Origin of the sequence: Mesorhizobium sp. Ca11, assembly GCF_020165275.1 — a bacterium.
Lineage (GTDB): Bacteria > Pseudomonadota > Alphaproteobacteria > Rhizobiales > Rhizobiaceae > Mesorhizobium.
In genome coordinates this window covers 573,985-597,330 of record NZ_JAIUHU010000001.1, presented here as the reverse complement: position 1 = coordinate 597,330, position 23,346 = coordinate 573,985, and the positions used below count along the sequence as shown (strand labels likewise).

23 protein-coding genes, 1 other RNA gene and 1 pseudogene are annotated in these 23,346 nt (G+C 64.7%); 15 read left to right on the top strand and 10 right to left on the bottom strand.

From position 1 onward, the window contains the following. Positions 1-9: 9 nt before the first annotated feature. Positions 10-978, bottom strand: a complete 969-nt coding sequence (locus tag LB538_RS02905; protein WP_140839794.1) for a Dyp-type peroxidase — start codon at positions 976-978, stop codon at positions 10-12. Between the two features lie 195 nt (positions 979-1,173). Here LB538_RS02905 and LB538_RS02900 point away from each other — a divergent pair, with 195 nt between their 5' ends. After that, positions 1,174-5,097, top strand: coding sequence for an AsmA-like C-terminal region-containing protein (locus tag LB538_RS02900; RefSeq protein ID WP_224522828.1), 3,924 nt, complete (start codon positions 1,174-1,176; stop codon positions 5,095-5,097). Positions 5,098-5,133: 36 nt separating this feature from the next. Here LB538_RS02900 and LB538_RS02895 read toward each other — a convergent pair whose 3' ends face one another. After that, positions 5,134-5,562 (bottom strand): MarR family winged helix-turn-helix transcriptional regulator, encoded by a 429-nt coding sequence (locus LB538_RS02895; RefSeq protein ID WP_224522827.1) that lies wholly within the window; start codon positions 5,560-5,562, stop codon positions 5,134-5,136. A gap of 169 nt (positions 5,563-5,731) precedes the next feature. On the opposite strand from LB538_RS02895, the gene LB538_RS02890 reads away from it, so the two are divergent. Then, positions 5,732-7,537, top strand: a complete 1,806-nt coding sequence (locus tag LB538_RS02890) for a chloride channel protein (protein WP_224522826.1) — start codon at positions 5,732-5,734, stop codon at positions 7,535-7,537. Here the strand turns inward: LB538_RS02890 and LB538_RS02885 are convergent. The 4 genes from LB538_RS02885 to LB538_RS02870 form a co-directional block, all read right to left on the bottom strand. Next, entirely contained in the window at positions 7,534-7,761 is a 228-nt protein-coding gene (locus LB538_RS02885) for a ribbon-helix-helix domain-containing protein (RefSeq protein ID WP_140727872.1), read from the bottom strand. The genes LB538_RS02890 and LB538_RS02885 overlap by 4 nt on opposite strands. An 8-nt stretch (positions 7,762-7,769) precedes the next feature. Beyond that, positions 7,770-7,967, bottom strand: coding sequence for a DUF4169 family protein (locus LB538_RS02880; protein ID WP_140839802.1), 198 nt, complete (start codon positions 7,965-7,967; stop codon positions 7,770-7,772). A 9-nt stretch (positions 7,968-7,976) separates the two neighbouring features. After that, positions 7,977-8,507 (bottom strand): SspB family protein, encoded by a 531-nt coding sequence (locus LB538_RS02875; RefSeq protein ID WP_224522825.1) that lies wholly within the window; start codon positions 8,505-8,507, stop codon positions 7,977-7,979. A gap of 116 nt (positions 8,508-8,623) precedes the next feature. After that, complete coding sequence (locus LB538_RS02870; RefSeq protein WP_095764764.1) at positions 8,624-9,307, bottom strand: TetR/AcrR family transcriptional regulator; 684 nt, start codon at positions 9,305-9,307, stop codon at positions 8,624-8,626. Positions 9,308-9,494: 187 nt separating this feature from the next. On the opposite strand from LB538_RS02870, the gene LB538_RS02865 reads away from it, so the two are divergent. Further along, a complete protein-coding gene (locus tag LB538_RS02865; RefSeq protein ID WP_224522824.1) occupies positions 9,495-10,700 on the top strand; it encodes a multidrug effflux MFS transporter in 1,206 nt (401 codons plus the stop codon). 47 nt (positions 10,701-10,747) lie between these two features. Here LB538_RS02865 and LB538_RS02860 read toward each other — a convergent pair whose 3' ends face one another. After that, positions 10,748-11,305, bottom strand: a complete 558-nt coding sequence (locus LB538_RS02860) for an AAA family ATPase (protein WP_224551477.1) — start codon at positions 11,303-11,305, stop codon at positions 10,748-10,750. Between the two features lie 100 nt (positions 11,306-11,405). Next, positions 11,406-11,766: a transfer-messenger RNA gene (ssrA, locus tag LB538_RS02855) on the bottom strand. A gap of 167 nt (positions 11,767-11,933) precedes the next feature. Between ssrA and LB538_RS02850 the strand changes: the two genes are divergently transcribed. Both LB538_RS02850 and LB538_RS02845 read left to right on the top strand, forming a co-directional pair. Next, complete coding sequence (locus LB538_RS02850; RefSeq protein ID WP_042644091.1) at positions 11,934-12,245, top strand: DUF2853 family protein; 312 nt, start codon at positions 11,934-11,936, stop codon at positions 12,243-12,245. A 143-nt stretch (positions 12,246-12,388) separates the two neighbouring features. Continuing rightward, positions 12,389-13,183, top strand: coding sequence for a thymidylate synthase (locus tag LB538_RS02845; protein WP_224522822.1), 795 nt, complete (start codon positions 12,389-12,391; stop codon positions 13,181-13,183). Positions 13,184-13,195: 12 nt separating this feature from the next. Here LB538_RS02845 and LB538_RS02840 read toward each other — a convergent pair. Then, positions 13,196-13,400: pseudogene (locus LB538_RS02840) on the bottom strand (TOBE domain-containing protein). A gap of 166 nt (positions 13,401-13,566) precedes the next feature. On the opposite strand from LB538_RS02840, the gene modA reads away from it, so the two are divergent. The 4 genes from modA (at position 13,567) to LB538_RS02820 (ending at position 16,627) form a co-directional block, all read left to right on the top strand. Beyond that, on the top strand, positions 13,567-14,361 hold the full coding sequence (gene modA / locus LB538_RS02835; protein WP_224522821.1) for a molybdate ABC transporter substrate-binding protein: 795 nt from the start codon (positions 13,567-13,569) through the stop codon (positions 14,359-14,361). 22 nt (positions 14,362-14,383) lie between these two features. Beyond that, a complete protein-coding gene (modB, locus tag LB538_RS02830) occupies positions 14,384-15,088 on the top strand; it encodes a molybdate ABC transporter permease subunit (protein WP_224522820.1) in 705 nt (234 codons plus the stop codon). Beyond that, positions 15,085-16,197, top strand: coding sequence for a molybdenum ABC transporter ATP-binding protein (gene modC / locus LB538_RS02825; protein ID WP_224522819.1), 1,113 nt, complete (start codon positions 15,085-15,087; stop codon positions 16,195-16,197). The genes modB and modC overlap by 4 nt, the downstream gene beginning before the upstream one ends. Positions 16,198-16,285: 88 nt before the next feature. Beyond that, on the top strand, positions 16,286-16,627 hold the full coding sequence (locus LB538_RS02820) for a winged helix-turn-helix domain-containing protein (protein ID WP_140839820.1): 342 nt from the start codon (positions 16,286-16,288) through the stop codon (positions 16,625-16,627). Between the two features lie 101 nt (positions 16,628-16,728). On the opposite strand, the gene cobF is transcribed toward LB538_RS02820, so the two are convergent. Continuing rightward, positions 16,729-17,493, bottom strand: coding sequence for a precorrin-6A synthase (deacetylating) (gene cobF, locus LB538_RS02815; protein WP_224522818.1), 765 nt, complete (start codon positions 17,491-17,493; stop codon positions 16,729-16,731). 143 nt (positions 17,494-17,636) lie between these two features. Here cobF and LB538_RS02810 point away from each other — a divergent pair, with 143 nt between their 5' ends. From LB538_RS02810 to LB538_RS02785, 6 genes are all read left to right on the top strand, one after another. After that, positions 17,637-18,650 (top strand): DUF4424 domain-containing protein, encoded by a 1,014-nt coding sequence (locus tag LB538_RS02810; RefSeq protein WP_224522817.1) that lies wholly within the window; start codon positions 17,637-17,639, stop codon positions 18,648-18,650. Then, the gene (locus LB538_RS02805; protein ID WP_224522816.1) at positions 18,650-19,168 is read left to right on the top strand and encodes a dihydrofolate reductase; all 519 of its coding nucleotides are present in this window, start codon (positions 18,650-18,652) and stop codon (positions 19,166-19,168) included. Before LB538_RS02810 ends, LB538_RS02805 begins: the two co-directional genes overlap by 1 nt. 246 nt (positions 19,169-19,414) lie before the next feature. After that, positions 19,415-20,530: an FtsH protease activity modulator HflK gene (gene hflK / locus LB538_RS02800; RefSeq protein WP_224522815.1), complete on the top strand. Its 1,116-nt coding sequence runs from the start codon at positions 19,415-19,417 to the stop codon at positions 20,528-20,530. Continuing rightward, positions 20,530-21,480, top strand: coding sequence for a protease modulator HflC (hflC, locus tag LB538_RS02795; protein ID WP_224522814.1), 951 nt, complete (start codon positions 20,530-20,532; stop codon positions 21,478-21,480). Before hflK ends, hflC begins: the two co-directional genes overlap by 1 nt. Positions 21,481-21,485: 5 nt before the next feature. Continuing rightward, positions 21,486-21,671 (top strand): DUF2065 domain-containing protein, encoded by a 186-nt coding sequence (locus LB538_RS02790; protein ID WP_095764777.1) that lies wholly within the window; start codon positions 21,486-21,488, stop codon positions 21,669-21,671. Between the two features lie 147 nt (positions 21,672-21,818). Then, the gene (locus LB538_RS02785; protein ID WP_224522813.1) at positions 21,819-23,336 is read left to right on the top strand and encodes a DegQ family serine endoprotease; all 1,518 of its coding nucleotides are present in this window, start codon (positions 21,819-21,821) and stop codon (positions 23,334-23,336) included. Positions 23,337-23,346 lie beyond the last annotated feature (10 nt).

The following is a 23,346-nucleotide window of genomic DNA, read 5'->3' as shown; positions in this document are numbered from 1 at the left end:
TGCGGTCGCTTATTCCTGTGCCCCTTCGGCCAGCTTCTGCAGCATCGGCCGTGTCGGCGCGAAGAAGGTCGTGCCGGTATGCGGGGTCGAGAAATCGAGCAGCCGGTCATAGGCGCCGGGCGGCTCGCCAATATACATGCGCTGCAGCATCTTCTCGATCACCCAGAGATAGCGGGTGTAGCCGATGAAATAGGTGCCGAACTCATTCTGACCCGGGCGGCCGAACGGCATGTTGTCGCGCAGGATGTCGTATTCATTGCCGGCGTCGTCCTCGATGGTGGCCAGCGACTTGTGCGATTTACGCGGCTTGTCGTCGTCATCGATCTCGATGTTGTCGATCTTGGTGCGGCCGATGATCTCTTCCTGGACATGCGTCGGCGTCTCTTTCCAGGCTGCCATGTTGTGCAGGTATTTCTGCACGACGACATAGCTGCCGCCGGCAAAGTCGCCGTCCTCGTCGCCGATCAAAGCAGAGGCGGGCAGGTCGAGGCCGGTCGGATTTGCGGTGCCGTCGACAAAGCCCAGGAGGTCGCGCGCGTCGAAATAGCGGAAGCCGGACACCTCGTCGGCGACGGTCACGCTGCCGGCCAGGCGGTCCAACAGGATGCGCTCGAGCTCGAAGCACATGTCGGGCCGCTCGGCGCGGATGTGGAAGAGCAGATCGCCCGGCGTCGAGGGCGCCAAATGCGCCGAGCCCTCGATCGGCGCGAAGGGTTTCAGCTCGCGCGGCCGGCGGCCGGGCGACAGACGATTCCAGAGCGCGGCGCCGATGCCGGCGATGCAGGACAGGCGGCCCGACAAGTCGCGGAAGCCGACATTCTTGACGAGATCGTCGAGCTCGCCCAGCACCGAAGCGACATTCGAAAGCGCGGCCTCGTCGCTGCCGACGGTCACAACAAGGAAAATCGCAGCCGTCGAGAGCGGGGCGTCAACGCTCTGCGCGTCGATCGGCACTCTGTCCCAGTTCTTGCCTGACATCGGGAACGCTCCGTATTGGGTTCGGATTTTGGGTGGTCACGAACGTGACCGGAAGGGCAGGGGATTTGCAAAAGAGATATCGCGAGCGCGAGCCTTCGCGCAACTGGAGACGTTGGCCGTTGCCGCGCGTTGAATTGCCTCTTTATCGACACGCGGATGCGGGTAGAGTGCGGCTGACTTCAACCCGGGAAACAGATGCTCGCCCGCCTGTTCGTGATCTTCGGTGGCCTGTTCGTGCTGGTGCTGTGCGCGGCGCTGGTGGTGCCGTATTTCATCGACTGGACGGGTTACCGGGGCGATTTCGAGCGGGAGGCGAGCGCCGTCCTCGGCCGCAAGGTGACTGTGAAGGGCGACGCGACAGCGCGGCTGTTGCCGTTTCCGTCGGTGACCTTCTCGAATGTCGAGGTCGCGGGCGGGCCGGAAGGCCAGCCGGCGATGACGGTCGAGACCTTCTCCATGGATGCGGAGCTGGCGCCGTTCCTGCGCGGCGAGGTGCTGATCTTCGACATGCGGCTGGTGCACCCGAAAGCCGTCATCAATATCGCCGGTGACGGCACCGTCGACTGGACGCTCCGGCCCTCGGCTCCCTTCGATCCGGGCCAGATCGCGATCGAGAAGCTGTCGGTGAGCGAAGGGCAAATCGAACTGCGCCATGCCGCCGGCGGGCGCAGCCACCTGATCTCGGAGATCAACTCGACGATTTCGGCCAAGGCGCTCACCGGCCCGTGGCGGACGGACGGAACGCTGCGCTTCGACGGCCTGCGGGCCGACGTCTCGGCTTCCACCGGCAAGGTGGAGCCGGACGGCCAGATGCGGCTCCGGCTGAAAGCGAATCCCGATGCCTATCCGCTGATCATCGAAGCCGACGGCAATGCCGGCATCGTCAAGGGCGCCGCGGTCTATTCCGGCCAGTTCAAGATTTCGGGCGACGACAGGAATTCGGCCGAGCTGCGCGGCAACGAGGGCGAGCCGGTCAAGGTCAGCACCGGCAAACCCGACCCGGGCTTCCGGCTGAACGGCAAGTTCGCGCTCGACCACCAGAAGCTCGATGTCGACGAGTTCCGCTTCGAGACCGGGCCGCTCGACAATCCCTATACCGCCGACGGCAAGGCATCGGTCGATCTCGGCCTGAAGCCGCATTTCTTGGTCGAGGCCAGCGGGGCGCAGGTGCAGTTCGACGAGGCCGTCGGCGGGGCCGCCGGCGCCGGCTTCACGCTCGACCGGCGCATTGCGGCGTTCGAGCGGACGCTGCAGCACATGCCGAAGCCGACCATACCGGGCAAGGTCGAGGTCAGGCTGCCGGCTGTGGTGGCGGGCGACACGACGGTGCGCGACGTGCGGCTGTCGGCAGAGCCCGCCGAAGGGGGCTGGTCGGTCAAGTCGCTTGCCGCGACGCTGCCGGGCCGCACAACGCTCGAAGCCGACGGCATGTTGAGCATCGAAGATCATTTCGGCTTCACCGGCTCGTTGCTGCTGGCCGTCGGACAGCCTTCCGGCTTTGCCGCCTGGCTGTCGAAGGATGTCGACGAGGCGATCCGGCGGCTCCCGGCGGCAGGCTTCAAGGCCAAGGTCGATCTCAGCGAGAACCGGCAGTCGTTCAGCGATCTCGAACTCATCCTCGGCAAGGCGAAATTTTCGGGCAGCATCGATTCCAGCCAGCCGGACGGCGCCAGGCCATCGGTGCTGATGCGGCTGACGGGCGGCGAGATGGATCTGGACGGGCTCGCGGCGTTCGCCTCGATCTTTATCAGCGACAAGGGCGCCAACCGCTTTTCGGATCGCGATCTCGATTTCCAGATCAAGGCGGGTCCGGTCAGCGCCGGCGGGTTCAGCGCCGATAGTGTCGATACGGCGCTGCGGCTGCGCGAGGGCCTGCTCGAGATCGACCGGCTCTCGATCGGCGGCCTGGCTGGCGCCTCGATCAGCGCCACGGGCCGGATCAAGGATTTTCCGCAGAGCCCGACGGGCAAGCTCAATGCTTCCGTGGTGGCGGTGGACCTCAAGCCGCTGATCGATGTCGCGGCCCAGCACTATCCCGGCAATGGCGCGCTCAAAGGCCTGGCCAGCCGTGCGGCGGCCTATCCCGAGCTGTTCCAGGACGCGCGCATCGATCTCTTGACCAGCGCCGCCGACAATGGCGACGGCACCACGGGCCTGGCGCTCTCGGCCCAGGGCAAGGCCGGCGGCTCGGCCTTTTCGGCTTCGCTTTCCGGCAAGGGAACCGCGGACAAGCTCTCCGAGGCGCCGGTTGCGATCACCTTCAACGCCCGCAACGACAATGCCGCCACGCTGCTTGCGCTTTACGGCCTGCCGGCGCTGCCGCTCGGGATGCTCGGCCATGCCAACATCGAGGTCTCGGCGAAGGGCTCGGTCGCCGGCGGTCTCGCGACCAGCTTCAACCTGACGGCCGACGACTTCAGGGCAAGCTTCGACGGAACCGTCGCCGAGACGGCGCAAGGCCCCACTGCAAAAGGCAAGGTCAATCTTAGTGCCGCCGATATCGAGCCGTGGCTGATGACGACGGGGGTAGGCCTGCCCGGCATGGGAACGGGGACGTCGACGTCGCTGGCGGCCGATGCCGATTTCGGCAATGGGCTTCTGGTGCTGAGCGGCCTCACCGGTTCGATCAACAAGGCGGCGGTGTCCGGCGACGTCAACATCGACGCCAAGGATGGTCTGCCGCATCTTGCCGGGGCGCTGGCGCTCGACGAGCTCGACCTCGATCCGCTGACGGTCTCGCTGTTCGGCGACCAGTCTTTCGCTGCTGCCAAGGGCGGCTGGCCGACGACGCCGTTCAGCCAGAAGTCGACCTTGCCGTTCAACGCAGACCTCGATCTCAACACATCGGCGCTCGCCGTCGGGTCCTTCGCCAGGGCGCGTGACGCTTCATTCTCGCTGAAGCTCGATCGCGAAGGCATCCACGTCTCGGACCTCAAGGCGAAGCTTTACGGCGGCGATTTGACCGGCCTGTTCGATCTGAAGAACACGGAGGGCACCGGCCTGTTCTCCGGCCAAATGAGGCTGGCCGGCAGCGATCTTTCCGCAGTCCTGCCAGGCGCCGGCATCGGCGGCAGGGGCGATCTTTCGGCGGCGTTGTCGACCAGCGGCAAATCCGTCGATGCCATGATTGCGGCCCTGTCCGGGTCCGGCACCGCGGCGCTGAAGGGATTGAAGGTGGACGGCATCAATCCGGACGGCTTCGGCGCCATCATCGCCAAGGCCGATGCGATCGGACGCGATATAGACACGGCCAAGACCGCGGAGTTCGCGCCGCAGATCGCAAGCGACGGCAGCTTTGCCGCCGGTGACGCCGATGTGGCCTTCACCGTCGCCAACGGCACGTTGCGCGTGCCGCCGATCAGCCTCGACAATCCCGGCGCGACCTTGTCCGCCGACGTGACCGCCGATCTCAACACAAGCACCGTCACGGCAAAGGGGACGCTGACCTATCGTCCCGGCGAGGAGGCACTGGTCGGTTCCGAGCCGGCCGTCAATTTCAGCCTGGCCGGCCCGCTTGGGGCGACCGGGCCCCAATTCGACAGCGGTCCGCTGGCGCAGTTCCTGACGCAGCGCGCGCTGGAGAAGGAGCAGCAGCGGGTCGAGGCGATGCAGGCGGCGCTTCTCGAAAAGCAGCGGCTGCGGCGCGAGGTGCGCTATTACGCGGCGCTGCAGACGGAGCGCGACAAGGCGGCCGAGGAGCTGCGCCGGCAAGAGGAGGAGGCGCGACAGAAGGCCGAGGCGGAAGCCAGGGCAAAAGCTGAGGCTGAAGCGCAGGCACAAGCGGAAGCCGAGGCAAAAGCCAAGGCGGATGAAGAGGCCAGGGCCAAGGCGGAAGCCGACGCCAAGGCTCAGGCCGAAGCGGACGCCAAGGCTCAGGCCGAAGCACAGGCGAAGGCCGAGACCGAGCAGCGGGCCGCGGATGAGGCGGCCAAGGCGCAGGCCGAAGCCGATCGCAAGAAGGCGGAGCAGGAGAAGCTGGAGGCGGAGCGCAAGGCGGCCGAGCCGAAGACCGATCGGTCGCTGCCCGGTGTCAATGACGGTTCGGCGCCGGCGCCGGCAAAGCCGAAGGCCAACCCGTTCACGATTGACAATCTGTTGAAATCGCTCGACGGCGGCTGAGCTTCACGCCGCGCGTAGCGAAATCAGCCACCGCGCCTAGGACTCTTCCTGGCGGGAGAGCAGACGCCGCAGCATCGGCTCGATGCGCGAAAGCTCGTCGAGATGCGCGGCCGACAAGTCGGCCAGGCGATCGTCGGCCAAAGGGGTGAGCTGCAGCAGCACGCGGCGGTGATCGCTCTTGTCCTGATCGCGTATGACCAGGCCGGCCTCGGCGAGGCGGTTCACCAGTTCCACCGCGCTGTGGTGGCGAATGCGCAGCCGCTCGGCAAGGTCGCCCACCGCCACCGGTCCGCCGCCTGGAAATCCTTTGATCGCCAGCAGCGCCTGGTGCTGGCGCGGCGTGAGGCCCGCCTCGTTGGCCTGGACCTGGCTGAATTCGAGAAAGCGGCGGATCAGATAACGGAACTGCGACAGCCGCTGGTAGTCGGCCTGGCTGATGGCGGGACGTGGTTTTGGCGGCGTCATTCTCCGACTTATGGTCCTTTCCCGTAAAAGCTCAACAGGCCGCCGCGTTCCTTGTCCAAAATGACGCGGAGCAGGAATCGAAAACCACTTGAAGATTTATATCGTGTTACGATATGAGGCCGCCTGAAACCGGACGGTCTTCGCGCCGCCAGAAAGTTCAGGCTCCCAAATGAAATCCGCTCACGCCGGCAACGGCCATCTTCGCGACTTCACGACCGATCCGCGCGTGCTGTTTATTGCAGCCATCGCCGTGGTGGTGGCGACCGCCGGGCTTTTTGCCGGCATCGTGCTCCTGCAGCTCATCCGGCTTGCCACCAACATCGCCTATTTCGGCCAGTTCTCGCTGGCCGAGCTAAGGCTCGAGGACACGCCGCTTGGGCTCGCCGCGGTGATCGTGCCGGTGATCGGCGCGCTGATCATCGGACTGATGGCGCGTTTCGGCAGCGAGAAAATCCGCGGCCACGGCATTCCCGAAGCCATCGAGGCAATCCTTCTCGGACGCTCGCGGCTCGACGCCAAGGTCGCGGTGCTGAAGCCGCTATCGTCGGCGATCTCGATCGGCTCGGGCGGACCGTTCGGCGCCGAAGGCCCGATCATCATGACCGGCGGCGCCATCGGCTCGCTGATCGCGCAGATGCTGCCGGTCAGCGACAATGAGCGCAAGACGCTGCTGGTGGCGGGTGCAGCGGCCAGCATGACGACCGTGTTCGGCACGCCGATCGCCGCCATCATGCTTGCGGTCGAACTGCTCCTGTTCGAATGGACGCCGCGCAGCTTCATCCCCGTCGCCGTCGCGGCAATCGTCGCGGAAGTCGAGCGCAGCCTGCTTCACCTGCCGAGCCCGATCTTTCCGTTCTCAGGCAGCATGGATTCATCGATCGCCGGGCTGGGCGGCTGGGTGTTGGTCGGCATCGCCGCCGGGCTGCTTTCGGGACTGCTGACGCAATTGGTCTATGCCTGCGAGGACGCTTTCCTGAAGCTGCCGATCCACTGGATGTGGTGGCCGATGATCGGCGGCCTGGTGGTCGGTATCGGCGGCTTGATCGAGCCGCATGCGCTCGGCGTCGGCTACGACAACATCGCCAACATGCTCGACGGCCGCACCGTCGCCACCGCTGCGCTGCTGCTTCTGGTGGTGAAGGCCGTCATCTGGTCGGTTGCGCTGGGATCCGGGACCTCGGGAGGCGTGCTGGCGCCGCTGCTCATCATGGGCGGCGCGATGGGCGCGGTGCTCTCGGGCATCCTGCCCGCGGCGAGCCCCGGCTTCTGGCCGCTGCTGGCGATGGCCGCGACGATGGGCGGCACTATGCGCGCGCCGCTGACCGCGACCTTCTTTGCCACCGAGCTTACCGGCAACACGCATGTGCTGGTGCCGCTGATCGCGGCCTCCGCCACAGCGCATGCGGTCACCGTGCTGTTGATGAAGCGCTCGATCCTGACCGAGAAAGTGGCGCGGCGTGGGCACCATCTCGTGCGCGAATATCGTGTCGATCCTTTCGCCCTGACCAGGGTCAAGGAAGTGATGACCACCAAGGTCGAGAGCGTGCCGGGAACGATGACGCTACATGGCGCGGCAGCCTTCCTGACCGCTCCGGACACGCGGCATCCGAGCTTCCCGGTCATCGATGGAGCGGGGCATGTGCTCGGCGTCATCGATCCGCCGGCGATCCTGCGCTGGCGCCGTAACGGCAAGCACCGCAAGGCGACGCTGGGCGAATTGCTGGCCGGCAGCAAGATCACGCTGGCCTATCCGGACGAATATCTCGAAGCGCTTTCCGACAAGCTTTTGCTCGCCAATGTCTCGCATCTGCCGGTCGTCTCACGCGAGGATGAACGGCTCGTCGGCTATATCGGCTGGAAAGACATGATGCGGGTAAGGTCGAAAAAGCAGGCGGAGGAGCGCGACCGCACGGCATTGCTGAGCTTCGGCGCAAAGCGCAAGACGCAACAAAGCATCAGCGATAGCGCGGTCTAGGACGCGGCGCCGCCGCGTTTTGCCCAGGCCAGCACGTAGAGCCTCAGCGCGGATGACAGGTTCGCGTCGCGGGTCCGAGTCTCGTCGATCTCCGCGACCAAGGCCGCGAGCGACAGCGAGCGCTCGGCGGCGATGGCGATGAGGTCGTCATAGAAGGGCTGTTCCAGGGAAAAGCTGGTGCGGTGACCGCGGATCGTTACCGAACGTTTCTCGACCGCGGCCATTGCAGGACTCAGCGCTCGCCAGGGTCGTCGGGTTTTTCCCGGCGATGGCCGGCTACGAATTTCTCGGCCTTCTGCGATGTCAGCCTGTCACGCTCGCGCTCTGTCTTCGAGCGGCCGTTCAGCGCCCGGTTCTCGCCGGCTCGGCGTTCCTTCTCGGTGCGCGCTTTCTGCTTGCGGGCCTGGCGGAGATTGATGACCTCGCCCATGGCGCCGGGCTACTTCTTGCGGAAGGCGTCGAGCGAAACGACGTCGGCGCCCTTGGCGCCGGTCTCGGCGACCGCCTGCTTCTTTTCGGCCTCGGTGGCCTTCTTCTTGGTTTCCGCCTTCTTCTCGGGAACGACGGCGACCGGTTCGGGGGCCGGAGCCGCGGCCTCGTCTTCGGCGCTTTCCGTCTTGACGTCGAATTCGAGCTCGAAATTGACCGACGGATCGTAGAAGCCGCGCACGGCGGAGAAGGGGATTTCGAGCTTTTCCGGCACGTCGGAGAAGGAAAGCCCGACCTCGAAGCCGGCATCCGTCACCTTGAGGTCCCAGTACTGGAACTGGATGACGATGGTCATCTGCTCAGGATAGCGCTCGCGCAGCCTGGACGAAATGCGCACGCCCGGCGCGCCGGTCAGGAAGGTGATGAAGAAATGATGATTTCCCGGAAGGCCGGTGCGCGCGACCTCGGCCAGGACCTTGCGCATGACACCGCGCAGAGCCTCCTGGGCCAGAATGTCGTAGCGGATGTGGTCGTCGGCCATCTGATGGTCGGGTTCCGTTGAATCGTCCGCATAGCTGTAATCAAGCTTGAGCGCGGCGTAAACCGCATATAGGCGCAAAGCCGTGAGGCCAAGAGGGGTGCCGGCGATTTGATGGCTCAGGCGTGAGCGAGCGCAGCCTGCTTGGCGGCTGGCGATTTCCTTCTGGCGAAGGCGCCGAGAAAGGTCCGCACGCCGTTCGTGGCCGAGCGCAGCACCTCTTCCTCGGTGGGCACGCCGCCCAGCATGAAAGTGATCTGAAGCTCGGCGTTGACGAGGGCGAAGAACTGACGCGCCGCGACGTCGGGGTCGCCGATCGACAGGTGGCCGGCGAAGGCAAGCCGGGCAAAGCGCGCGGCAAGCGCCGACCAGGTACGGCCCGGGCCTTGCTCGCGCCATTCGGCAAACAGTTCCGGATAACGCTCGCCTTCGGCCTGGATCAGCTTGCGCAGGAAACGGCCGTCGCGGTTGCAGATGCAGTTGCGGTTCATGCGCACGGCGAAGGCGATCAGGTCGGCTTCCAGGTCCGTGGGCTGATCGGGAAAGCTGGCGATGGTGGCGAAGATGCCGGCATTGCAGCGCTCCGTCAGGTCGCGTACGACCGCGACGAACAGCTTTTCCTTGTCGCCATGGTGGTTGTAGACGGTCTGCCGTGAAACGCCGGCCTCGGCCGCGATCAGGTCGATATTGGCGCCAGCATAGCCTTCGCGGCAGAAAACGGAAGCGGCGGCGTCGACCACCGACACGCGCTTGGCCTCGTGGCTGCGTGGCGGGAAAGTGTCAGGAGAAACGCCGTGCTTCATTAAAAATCTATATAGCGGTGATTGACGAATTGGACAAGCCTGTCTAAATTTGTGGACACAATAAAGGAAGCCCGCACGGAAGGGGCGAAGAAATTCGCCCTTGGACGTAGGATTTCCGGGGGATGGAACGTCCTAGGTTCAGACGCCGGCATTTTGCGGCGGCAACCAGATCCGAAAGAGCCTTACCATGAGTCCCAAATTCCTCCGCATCGCGGTCGTGCTCGGCTTGTTGTCCGCGATCGGCCCATTTGCGATCGATATGTATCTTCCCGCGCTGCCTTCGATCGGCCAGGACCTGCATGCCGGCACCGCCGCCGTGCAGATGAGCCTTCTGATCTTCTTCCTGTCGATGGGTTTTGGGCAGATCGTCGTCGGCCCGATCTCCGACATGGTCGGCCGCAAGGCGCCGCTTTACGCCGGCCTCGCGCTGTTCATGGTCGGCGGCGTCGGCTCGGCGATGGCGCCGAGCATCGAGTGGCTGATCGCCTTCCGCTTTCTGCAAGGTCTCGGCGCCAGCGCCGGCATGGCGGTGCCGCGCGCCATCGTGCGCGACCTGCACACCGGCAACGAGGCCGCCAAGCTGATGTCGCTCTTGATGCTGGTGTTCTCGGTGTCGCCGATCCTGGCGCCGCTGACCGGCAGCCAGATCATCGAGAGCTTCGGCTGGCGCGCCGTGTTCTGGACGGTGACGGGCGCGGCCGCTTTGGCCACCATCCTGCTTGCCACCTCGCTCAAGGAGACGCGGCCCGTCGAAGAGCGCGCCGGCTCGTCGTTCGGCACGGCGCTTGCCGGCTACCGCTACCTGATGGGCGACCGCAACTTCCTTGGCCTCGTGGCGATCGCCGGCTTCGGCATTGCGAGCTTCTTCGTCTATCTGTCGAGCTCGTCCTTCATCCTGATCGACCATTACGGCCTGTCGCCGTCGGTCTACAGCGTCTTCTTCTCGATCAACGCGGTCGCCTTCATTGGCATGTCGCAGCTGACCGGGTTGCTGGCCGACCGCTTCGGGTTGAAGCGCGTCGTCTGGGTGGCGGTCACCGGCTATGCCACGGTAATGGTGGCGCTGTTCGCGATCATGGCGTCCGGCGTCGACCGGCTCGACGTGATGGCCGCGCTGCTTTTTGTCGGCTACGGTTTCCTTGGCCTCGTCATCCCCACCACCTCGGTGCTAGCGATGGAAGAGCATGGCGAGATCGCCGGCACGGCCTCGGCGCTGATGGGCACGCTGCACTTCGCCATCGGCGCGCTGGCGATGGGCGTCGCCGGCATCTTTTTCGACGGCACACCGTTGCCGATGGTGGCCGGCATCGCGCTGTGCGCCGTGATCTCCTTCACTCTGGCCAAGCTGACGCTCGGCCGCGCGCGCGAAGCGGTCGAAGCGCCGGCGGAGTAGGACAGCCGTTGAGAAGATAGAAAAGGCCGGGTCGATCCCGGCCTTTTTCATGTTCCTGGCGAAGCTGTTTGATCGAGGACGAAGCGCACCCGTTCATCGACCGGAGCGAGAGGCAACGGCACCAGGTCGTAGCCGAGCTCCGCATAGACGCCCGTCACCGACCGGAATGTGCGCTCGGCTTCGTCGAGCGTTTGCCGGCGCTCCTCGTCCTGAATGAAAATCTCCGGCCATGGCGGGGCGACGAAGATGCGGCGCGCGTAGCGGAATTTTTCAGCCGCGCTCGTGATGTGGTCCGGCACCGGCAGGCCGCAGAGCCTGAGATAGCCGATCGTGTCGGGCGCGCCGCGGTCGAAGAACACCCGGCCGGGCTCGGCACGAGCGGCTTGCCAGGAGCGCAGCTCCCAGGACAGCATCAGCTCGGCAAAGAGCGAGCGCTCCCGCCAGGGAAGGGCAGGGCCGCCGACGGCCATCTGGTCGCGGATGATGCCGCGCCCGGCTTCGGGCGCGGTCGCGAAGCCTTGGGCCCGCAGCGCCTCAATCAGCGTGGTCTTGCCGGAGCCGGGGCCGCCGGTCAGCACGAAAAATCGATCGGTATCGTCTTGCATCGCCTATCCATGGATGATGGGCGGCAAGGCTGTGCCCGCGCATCAGGCGCCGGACGAGCCTTGGCCGTTCGGTTGATTGGGGAGAAGCAAGGAGGGGGAAGGTGGAGGTTTCTGTTGCCAGGTACCTCCGAACCCCGCCTAGAAGTGCGAACCCCTAGGGCTTGATTTGAAGCGTTCGCGCCGCATTAAGCAGCGAGACGAGCTTCCGCATAGTTGTCGTTGGCAACTATAAGTTTAGCCCGATAACGGTGGTACAATGCCGGGCAAAAGTACGATCTTTACACCTTCGTCGATCCTATTTCGCCCCCAGCAAAAGCCGCTCCGTCAGCCAGAGCGGTTTTTGGTGGAGGCGCCGGGTACCGCCCCCGGGTCCGAACGGCTTATTTCATCGCCTGTTTATCGCCATAGTCGGTCAAGCCGACGAACCGTATATAGGGAGCGGCGAGGGAAAAATAAAGGCCAAAACCGGCGCTTAACCGGTTGTGCCAAACGGCAGCCAAGGGTTGACTTGCGCGCCTACTCAATCAAATCTCGCTGCCGGTGAGGAGTCTCTGACCTAGCGCACAGGTTGCGCGGCGCGCCACAACCCTCATCGACCGGATCCGTGGCGCCGACGAGGGGAAGTTTGATGGCCGACTATCTTGCGGATGTGAAGAAATACGATGCCGGCGCCAGCGCCGACGCGGTCGATAAGATCGTCAAGCATCTGGGCATTGCGCTCAGGAACCGCGATTCCTCGCTGGTGTCCTGCACCGACCCGAAGGAACTCGATCGCGTGCGGGAGAACTGGATCGGCAAGAAGCTCGGCATCGCCGATGCCGCAAAGGCGAATGCCTCGATCGAGAAGACCTGCAAGGCGATGCAGGCCGACAACACCAAGAGCCGCGTGACCTTCTATTATCTGGTTGCCAAGGATCTCGGCAAACTCGGCTCGCTGTAGGGCATAGCCATTCCGGTGGCCGGCACGAAACAGTGCCGGCTCCGTGGGCTTTTGGCGCGATCCGCATTTGCCGCCCGCTTTGCGGTGTTCGACCGGCTGTCGGTCGGGTATGATTGCCTGTCATCCGAATCGAGGCGGAGCCGATGCGCCAATATCTCGACCTGTTGAAGCATGTGCTGGAGACCGGTGCCGACCGTGGCGACCGTACCGGGACAGGCACGCGCTCGGTGTTCGGCTACCAGATGCGCTTCGACCTTTCGCGCGGCTTTCCGGTCACGACCACCAAGAAGCTGCATCTGAAGTCGATCATCCACGAGCTTCTGTGGTTCCTGGCCGGCGACACCAACATCAAATATCTCAACGATCATAGCGTTACCATCTGGGACGAATGGGCGGACGAGAACGGCGACCTCGGACCGGTCTACGGCAAGCAGTGGCGCTCATGGCCGGACGGGCACGGCGGCGAGATCGACCAGATTGCGGGCCTTTTGAAGGAGATACGCCGGAATCCCAACTCGCGCCGGCTGATCGTGTCGGCCTGGAACCCGGCCGAAGTCGAGGCGATGGCGCTGCCGCCCTGCCACTGCCTGTTCCAGTTCTATGTTTCGGAAGGCCGGCTCTCGTGCCAGCTTTACCAGCGCTCGGGCGATATTTTCCTCGGCGTGCCGTTCAACATCGCCTCCTACGCCTTGCTCACCCTGATGGTGGCGCAGGTCACCGGGCTGAAGCCCGGCGACTTCGTTCACACGCTGGGCGATGCGCATCTTTATTCGAACCATTTCGAGCAGGCGCGCGAGCAGCTCCGGCGCACGCCCAAGGCCTTGCCGACGATGTGGATCAATCCGGAGGTGAAGGACCTCTTCGCCTTCCGCTTCGAGGATTTCCGCCTCGAGAATTATTTCGCGGACGCGAATATCAAGGCGCCTATCGCGGTATGAGCCAGCTTCGGCTTAATCGATGCCAACCATGACGTCCGAGGCCTTGATTACCGCATAGGCCTGCTTGCCCTTCTCGAGCGCGAGGTCGGCGACCGCTTGGTGATTGACGCGGTGACTGACGCGTCGCCGCCGATGTCGATCTGACATGCGAAGCGGTGGCTTCCCTTGACGATCTCGGTCACCTTGCCCTTGAGGTGTTGCAGGCGCTGATCTTCACGCGTCTCTCTTTGAGCTTCGCCCTTCCGTTTCGCATTCACCGTAGGCTGAGATCGCGCCGGCGCACAATGCCGCGACAGGTGAAAAGCCTTCCCTTGTTATGTTCAGACGGATATATCGGTCCAAGGCTTTGGGCGGTACGGATTTTGAAACCAGGGAGAGACTACATGACGGGCAAGGGTTTCGGGTTGAAGGCGGCCGCAATTGGCGGTCTGACAGCGATGCTGATGACGGCGGTGCCGACGGCCCATGCCGACGACAAGGTGGTCGTGTTTGCCGCGGCCAGCCTCAAGGAAGCGCTCGACGCGGTCAACAAGGCCTGCGAGCCGGAAGTCGGCGAAGCAGCGACCATTTCCTACGCGGCGAGCTCGGCGCTCGCCAAGCAGATCGAAGGCGGCGCGCCGGTCGACATCTTCGTCTCGGCCGACCTCGACTGGATGAAATATCTCTCCGACAAGGAGCTGACCAAGCCTGATACCGAAGTGAAGCTGCTCGGCAACCAGCTCGTGCTGGTGGCACCGAAGGATTCCGCGGTCGAGACCAAGGTCGAGAAGGGCTTCGACCTCGCCAAGCTGATCGGCGACGGCAGGCTTGCCATGGGCGATCTCAAGGCCGTGCCGGCCGGCAAATACGGCAAGGCGGCGTTGGAATCGCTGGGCGTCTGGTCGTCCGTCGAGGGCAAGATCGCGCAGGCCGAGAATGTGCGTGCAGCTCTCAAGCTGGTGTCGACGGGCGAGGCGGCTCTGGGCATCGTCTACGCCACCGACGCGCATGCCGAAAAGGGCGTCAAGGTCGTCGGCACCTTCCCGGAAGATTCGCATCCGCCGATCATCTACCCGATTGCCCAGACCGCCGATTCGAAGGACAAGGATGCGGCGGCCTTCCTGAAATGCGTCGAGTCGGCCAAGGCCGCCGACCTGTTCAAGGAGCAGGGTTTCACGGTGCTCGCACCGAGCAACTGAGAAAGGCCGCGCAAACACAATCATGAACTGGCTGCTGGACCTCACTCCCGACGAATGGAATGCGGTGCGGCTGTCGATCAAGGTGGCGACGGTGGCGATGATCGCCAGCCTGCCGCCGGGCATCCTGATCGCGCTCCTGCTCGCGCGGGGGCGTTTCTGGGGCAAGACGCTGCTCAACGGGCTGGTGCATCTGCCGCTGATCCTGCCGCCGGTGGTGACCGGTTATCTGCTGTTGCTCACCTTCGGCCGGCGCGGGCCGGCCGGCGCTTTCCTTGCCGAGCATTTCGGCATTGTCTTCTCGTTCCGCTGGACGGGCGCGGCACTGGCCTGCGGGGTCATGGGCTTCCCGTTGATGGTGCGCGCCATCCGACTGTCGATCGAGGCGGTCGACCGCAAGATGGAGGCCGCCGCCGGCACACTCGGCGCCAACCCGCTCTGGGTGTTCGCCACCATCACGCTGCCGTTGATCCTGCCCGGCCTGATCGCCGGCGCGATCCTTTCCTTCGCCAAGGCGATGGGCGAATTCGGCGCCACCATCACCTTTGTCTCCAACATCCCCAACGAGACACAGACGCTGCCCTCGGCGATCTACACCTTCACGCAGGTGCCTGGCGGCGACGAAGGCGCGCTCAGGCTGACGCTGATCTCGATCGTCATCTCGATGGTCGCGCTAATCGCCTCGGAAGTGCTGGCGCGCCGCGTCGGCCGGCGGATGGACATCGAATGACGGTCTCGGCCGACATCAGCCATCGCCTCGGCGATTTCGCCGTGGAAGCCCGTTTCGAGAGCTCCGGCCGGCTGACGGCGCTGTTCGGGCCGTCCGGCTCGGGCAAATCGACGCTGATCAACCTGATCGCCGGCCTGATCCGTCCGGACAAGGGGCGCATCTCGGCCGACGGCAACGTGCTGGTCGACACCGCCGCGCGGATCTTCGTGCCCATGCACAAGCGGCGCATCGGCATGGTGTTCCAGGATGCGCGGCTGTTCCCGCATATGAGCGTCGCCGGCAATCTGCGCTACGGCCGCTGGTTCACGCCGCCTTCCGAGCGCTACGCCAAAATGGATGCGGTGGTCGACCTGCTCGGCATCGGTCACGTGCTCGACCGGCGGCCGGCGAAACTGTCGGGCGGCGAAAGGCAGCGTGTCGCGATCGGCCGCGCGCTGCTTGCCAGCCCGAAACTGCTTCTGATGGACGAGCCGCTCGCATCGCTCGACGAAGCGCGCAAGGCCGAGATCCTGCCCTATATCGAACGGCTGCGCGACGAGACGAAGATCCCGATCGTCTATGTCAGCCATTCCGTCGCCGAGGTGGCGCGGCTCGCGAGCGACGTCGTGGTGCTTTCGCAAGGCAAGGTCGCGGCCGCGGGGCCGACCGAGGCGATCATGCAGCGGCTGGATCTGCTGCCGGCGGAGGAGCGCGGCGAGGGCGGAGCGGTGCTCGACACCAAAGTCCTGCGTCACGACGAGGTCTTTGGCATGACGGTGCTTGCCTCGCAGGCCGGCGAAATCCGCGTGCCGAAACTGGCGCGGGCGGCGGGCGCTCCGGTGCGCATTCGCATCCGGGCCCGCGACGTGATGGTCGCCACCGAGAAACCCGCCGGCCTCAGCGCGCTCAATATCCTGTCGGGAACGATCGTCGGCATGAAGCCGGGCGAGGGGCCCGAGGTCGAGATCGGCATCGATTGCCATGGCGCGGTTGTGATCGCGCGGATCACCGAGCAATCGCGGCAGGCGCTTGGCCTCAAGCTGGGAAGCCAGGTCTTCGCGGTCATCAAGACGGTGAGCTTCGATCGCGCAAACACCGGCGCCGGCCTGCCGGCCGAAGCCGACGTTTGAGGATCTCGATCATGTCGCTATGTATATTTGGAATAGCGCTTCCTTCCCATAGGGACTATTGTCGTGCCGTGGAATCCGAGGAGATGAAATGCCGTCGCTCAGCCTGCGGATAAATCTCGACCCCGATGGCCGGATCGGCCCGGGCAAGATCGAATTGCTGGAGCAGATCGCCGCCTTCGGCTCGATCTCGGCTGCGGCGCGCGGCATGGAGATGTCCTACAAGCATGCCTGGGATCTGGTCGAGGACATGAACCGCGTGTTCGGCAAGCCGCTGGTCGCGGCGCAGACCGGCGGCCGCAAGGGCGGCGGCGCGCAATTGACATCGGCGGGTTTGGCGGTCGTCAGCCGGTTTCGCGCCATAGAGCGCGCCGCTTCATCGGCCGCCGCCGTCCATATGCAGGCCCTGCAGGCGGAGATCGATGCTGGATGAGGCAGTAGGCAGTAGGCAGTAGGACAAGATGTCTTGGATGCTTGAAAACCGAGGCCTCCAATTGTCCATTATTCTACTGCCTATTCCCTACTGCCTACTGCCTAATTCCCTGATTTTCTCAGCAGATAAATGTCCATGATCCAGCCCTTCTTTCGTCTGGCGTCTTCACGAACCCTTTCGATTTCGGCACCGACGTCGCCCAGGCGTCCGGAGATGACGATCTCGTCGGGCGTGCCGAGATAGGCGCCCCACTGGATAAGGACGTCCTTGTCGGCAAGCGTGTTGAAGGCGCATTTGCCGTCGAGCATGACGACGGTGGAGCCGGCATTGGCTGGCAGTCCTTCTTCGGTTAACCGGCGACCGGTCGTCACCAGGATCGAATCGCCGATGCGGTTGAGCGCGGTCGCGTGGGCGGCGGCCAGCGCCTGGATCGCGGTGATGCCGGGGATGACCTCGAGCTCGAAACCGACATTGCCTCTCAGGCGCACGCGCTCGAGGATGCGCAGCGCGCTGTCATAGAGCGACGGATCGCCCCAGATCAGGAACGCGCCGCAGCCATCTTCGGCAAGCTCGTCGCGGATCAGAGCCTCATAGATCTCGGCGATCGCTTCGTGCCAGTCGTCGACTGTCACACGATAGGACGATGTCGGTTCGGCCCGAACCGGCACATCGAACTCGACCCGGCGCGATTTCGGATTGGTGACGAAGCGGTCGCAGATCTGCCGGCGCAGATCGGCAAGATCGTTCTTCTTCGCTCCCTTGTCGGGAATGAACAGCGCGTCGGCGCGGTTCAGGCCGTCGATGGCCTGTACCGTCATGTGGTCGGGATTGCCGGCGCCGATGCCGATGACGAGAAGCTTGCGCATGGCGATCTCCTGCCCGATCGGCGACGCGGTGTCCAGAAGTACCCGTATCCGGTGACGAAGGGCTTTGAAACGCTATCTTGAAACGGGTAGATGGAAGAGCGCATCCGGCTGATCCGGGTATCGCGGCACAGAGGAGGGGGTCCATGTTACGCACAGTAACGACCGCAGCGCTTGTAATAACGGCCGCTCCGGCCTTCGCCAATGATTCCGTCGCCGAGCTCGGCACAGGCGGGCTGATCCTGTCGCGCAGCGACGCCGTCGCCATGCAGAGCGAGGACCTTTTCATCTCGCCGGAGAAGGTGACGGTCGACTATGTCTTCCGCAACAACACCGACAAGGATGTCAGCTCCATCGTCGCGTTCCCGATGCCCGACATCGAGGGCGATCCGAACGAGATGCCGGCAATCCCGGAGGCTCAGAGCGATAATTTCCTCGGCTTCGAGGTGACGATCGACGGCGTCGATGCGAAGCCGCAGCTGGAGCAAAAGGCGCTGGCGCTCGGCATCGACATCACCGCTGACCTCAAGGCGCAGAACGTGCCGCTCTATCCATTCGGCGGCGCCGCCAAGGCGGCGCTGGCGAAGCTGCCCAAGGATATCGCCAAGGACTGGGAAGATCGCGGCATCATCATCGAAGATACCGCCGATGACGGCTCGGGCATGCAAACCACCTTTGCGCCGTTCTGGCAGCTGCGCTCGACCTACTGGTGGCGCTCGACCTTCCCGGCCAACAAGGAGGTTCATGTCTCGCACCGCTACAAGCCCAGCGTCGGGGGCACCTCCTCGGTCAGCTTTTTCTATGATGGGCAGTTCCAGGGCCAGTATGCGGCCTACAAGACCCGCTATTGCATGGATCAGACGTTCGAGAACGCGTTGCGCAAGGCGGCCAAGGCAAATCCGGACGGTTATCCGAAATATTACGAGAGCCGCATCGCCTATATCCTGACCACCGGCGGCAACTGGGCGGCCGGGACGATTGGCAATTTCAAGCTCACTATCGACAAGGGCAGCCCAAAAAACCTCGTCTCCTTTTGCGGCGACAATGTCAAAAAGGTCGGGCCGACGAGGTTCGAGGTCACCGCGAAGGATTTTTATCCCGAGCACGATATCGACATCCTTCTGCTTGAGCCGTCGGACAATGGCGGGAACGGCGGCTGATGGATATCGCGATCTATGTCGCCATCGCCGAAAACGGCGTGATCGGCCGCGAAGGCGGCCTGCCGTGGCGGCTTTCCACCGATCTCAAGCGCTTCAAGGCCGACACGATGGGCAAGCCGATCATCATGGGCCGCAAGACCTATGAAGGCATCGGCCGGCCGCTGCCCGGCCGGCTCAATATCGTGGTGACGCGCGACAAGGCCTGGCGCGCCGAGGGCATCGAGGTGGCCCACTCGCTGGATGACGCGATCGCGCTGGCCAGGGTGCGCGGACGCTGCATGGCGGGAGTTGAGGAGGTCTGCGTGGTCGGTGGCGGCGAGATCTATGCCCAGGCCTTGCCGCTTGCCGACCGGCTGCATGTGACCCATGTGCTGGCCAGCGTCGATGGCGATGCGCATTTCCCGCCGATCGATCCAAGCATCTGGCAAGTCGTCAGCGCCGAGGATTTTCCTGCGGGAGAGAAAGACAGCCACGCCACGCGTTACACGGTTTACGAGCGCCGGCGCGACGATCGTTGACGACGACAAAGGGTCGCTACCCGTCCAAATCGCACGGGACGATGGCACATCGCGTTGAAAGCGGGTCAAGGCGTCCCTATAGAAGAACGGTGTTGCAGCGGCGCGCGTCCAACCGGACGCGCAACAGGCCGCCGTAATACTTTGATTTTGGGGCATGATTCCTTTTCGAAAACCGATATGGGTTTTCGTGGTCATGCGCTAGGATTGCGCCGCAAGGCCTGAGGGAACCGAAGCGAAAGGACATTCATGCCCTGGAACGACAAGAGCGGTGGCGGCGGCCCATGGGGCGGCGGCGGCAATCAGGGGCCCTGGGGGCAGGGACCGAAAGGGCCAAGCGGCCCGCAGGGTTCGCCCCCCGATCTTGAGGACATCATCCGCCGCGGCCAGGACAGGCTGCGGCGCGCGCTTCCGGGCGGCGGCGGCGCGAGCCCGGCCGTGCTCGGGCTGATCGCGGTGGCGCTCATCGTGCTGTGGGCCTTCAAGGCGATCTACACCGTGCAGCCCGACGAGGTTGCGGTCGAACTGCGCTTCGGCCAGCCGAAGTCCGAGCTTTCGCAGCCGGGCCTGCATTTCCACTGGTGGCCGATCGAAACGGTCGAGACCGCCAAGATCTCCGAGCAGCTCGTCAGCATCGGCGGCGGGTCGAGCAGCGGCTCCGGGCTGATGCTCTCGGGCGACCAGAACATCGTCAACGTGCAGTTCTCGGTCGCCTACCAGGTCTCCGATCCCAAAGCCTATCTGTTCGATGTTTCAGATCCCGACGGCATGCTGACCCAGGTCGCCGAGAGCGCCATGCGCGAAGTCGTCGGCCGGCGGCCGGCGCAGGACATCTTCCGCGACGATCGCCAGGGTATCGCAACCGGGGTGCGCGAGATCATCCAGGGCACGCTCGACGGCTACAAGACCGGTCTCCAGGTCAACGCAGTCTCGATCGAGGACGCAGCGCCCCCACGCGAGGTGGCCGACGCGTTCGACGAGGTGCAGCGCGCCGAGCAGGACGAGGACAAGTTCGTCGAGCAGGCCAACCAGTATTCCAACCAGAAGCTCGGCCAGGCGCGCGGCCAGGCGGCTCAGGTCCGCGAGGACGCCGCCGCCTACAAGAACCGCGTCGTGCAGGAGGCGGAAGGCGAGGCGCAGCGCTTCATCTCCGTCTACAACGAATATGCCAAGGCGCCCGACGTCACGCGCAAGCGCCTCTACCTCGAAACCATGGAGAAGATCCTGAAGGACTCCAACAAGGTCGTCGTCGAGCAGGGGAACGGTCAGGGCGTGCTGCCTTACCTGCAGCTGCCGGCTTTGCAGCCGAAAGCGCAGCCGGCGCCGGCCCCGCTGAGCGGCGTCACGACGGGAGGCAACCAGTGATGGCCAACCGTCTTCCCATCATCGCCGTCATCGCGGCTGTCCTTCTGTTCCTGCTCTACTCCGCGGTGTTCGTCGTCAATGCCGGCCAGCAGGCGATCGTGCTCAGGTTCGGTGAGATCATCGACGTCAAGAACGAGCCCGGCATCTACTTCAAGGCGCCGTTTGCTTTCTTCGATGCCGACAGCGTGCAGATGGTCGAGAAGCGGGTGATGCGCTTCGACCTCGACAACATCCGCGTCCAGGTCTCGGGCGGCAAGTTCTACGAGGTCGACGCCTTCATCGCCTACCGCATCTCGGATCCGCGCACGTTCCGCGCGGCGGTGTCCGGTCAGGTTGAACTGGCCGAGGCACGGCTGCGGACACGTCTCGATGCGGCGCTGCGCCGTGTCTATGGCCTGCGCGACTTCGAGGCCGCGCTTTCGGAGGAACGCGGCGTCATGATGCGCGAGGTGCGCGATCAGCTTCGCCCCGACGCGACATCGCTCGGCCTCGACATCGAGGATGTGCGCATCCGCCGGACCGACCTGACGGCGGAGGTCTCGCAGCAGACCTATGACCGCATGAAGGCCGAGCGCCTGGCGGAAGCCGAGCGTCTGAGGGCGCGCGGCAACGAGGCCGCGCAGCGCATCAGGGCGCGTGCCGACCGCGAGGTTGTCGAGATCGTCGCCGAGGCGCAGAAGGAATCGGAAATCCTGCGCGGCGAGGGCGAGGCGCAGCGCAGCGCGACCTTCGCGGACGCCTATAAGCGCGATCCGGCCTTCTTCGATTTCTATCGCTCGATGAATGCCTACGGCACGGCGCTGGACAGCACCGGAACGACGATGGTGCTCTCGCCCGAATCCGAGTTCTTCCGCTACTTCCGCGATCCGGGCAGCAAGCCTCAGCCCGGGCAGCCGGCCGCGCCCGCGACGCCTGCCGCACCGGCCGCGCAACCCAGCACCGCCCAGTAGCGGCGGTGCAGGACTTTGTCGCGGCGATCGGGCTGGTCCTGGTGATAGAGGGCCTGGTCTATGGCGGGTTTCCGGGCCTTGCCCGGAAACTGGCGAGCGAAATGCAGTCGATGCCCGAGAACGCGCTGCGGTTCGGAGGATTGGCGGCAATCGCGGTTGGCGTCGCCATTGTGTGGCTGGTTCGCGGCTGATGAAATTCATTGGTGCCGCGGCGACGGACGATTTATCCTGAGAAGACTGGCATAGCCGCAAACGTGCCGTATTTCTTGCCAACATGAGCCGAACAGGGCGTCTTTGCGGAAAACGCCTGCCCTTTTCAGACACACCGGGAGGCCACGATGATATCCGACACCCTGTTGCGCGCGGCGCGGCGCATGGTCTTCGCCGGCGCCACCGCATTCGCGGTCGGCATTGTTGCCGTCCCGTCCTTCGTCACGCCGACGATCGCCTCCGACGGGCCGCCCTCGGTCGCCGATCTCGCCGAGCGCCTGCTTGGCGCGGTGGTCAACATCTCGACCTCACAGACGGTGAAAGGCACGGAAGGGCCGGGCGCGGTGCCGATGCCGCAGCTGCCCGAGGGCTCGCCGTTCCAGGACTTCTTCGACGATTTCTTCAAGAACCGTGGCGGCGACAAGGGCGGCGCCGGGCAGAAGGTGCAGTCGCTCGGCTCCGGCTTCGTCGTCGACGCCGAGCAGGGTATTGTGGTGACCAACAACCACGTCATCGCCGATGCCGACGATATCGAGGTCAATTTCTCCGACGGCGTCACGCTGAAGGCGACGCTCGTCGGCACAGACACCAAGACCGATGTCGCGGTGCTGAAGGTCGACCCCAAGGGTCACAAGCTGACGGCGGTGAAGTTCGGCGATTCCACCAAGATGCGCGTCGGCGACTGGGTGATGGCGATCGGCAATCCGTTCGGCCTGGGCGGCACGGTGACGGTCGGCATCGTCTCGGCGCGCAACCGCGACATCAATTCCGGCCCCTATGACGACTTCATCCAGACCGACGCCGCCATCAACCGCGGCAATTCCGGCGGCCCGCTGTTCAACGCTGAGGGCGAGGTCATCGGCATCAACACGGCAATCATCTCGCCGTCGGGCGGCTCTATCGGCATCGGTTTTTCCATCCCCTCGCAGCTTGCCGCCGGCGTCGTCGACCAGCTTCGCCAGTACGGCGAGACTCGGCGCGGCTGGCTTGGCGTGCGCATCCAGCCGGTGACGGCGGACATCGCCGAAAGCCTCGGCATGGCGAGCGCCAAGGGCGCGCTGGTGGCCGGCGTCATCAAGGGCGGGCCGGTCGACAACGGGTCGGTGCAGGCCGGCGACGTCATCATCAAGTTCGACGGCAAGGATATCCATGAAATGCGCGACCTGCCGCGTGTCGTCGCCGAAAGCCCGGTCGGCAAGGCGGTCGACGTCGTCATCGTGCGCAAGGGCGTCGAGCAGACCGTCAAGGTGACGCTCGGACGGCTGGAGGACGGCGAGAAGCTGGCCAGCGGCGAGAACGGCAACACCGACCAGGACAAGGGCGACAAGGCGACGCCTCCGGTGTCGACGGCCTCGGTGCTCGGCATGACGGTCGGCGAGCTCAACGACCAGACACGGCAGAAGTTCGGCATCGCGGCCGACGTGTCCGGCGTGGTCATCACCGACGTCGCCAAGAATTCGGCGGCGGCCGAGCGCGGCATCCAGCCCGGCGAGGTGATCACCGAGATCGCGCAGGAATCGGTCGGCACGCCGAAGGACGTGATGGACCGGATCGGCGCGCTGAAGGAGCAGGGCCGCAAGAATGCGCTCTTGATGCTGGCGTCGAAGACCGGCGAACTGCGCTTTGTAACGATCCGGATGGATTGAGTCCGGAACG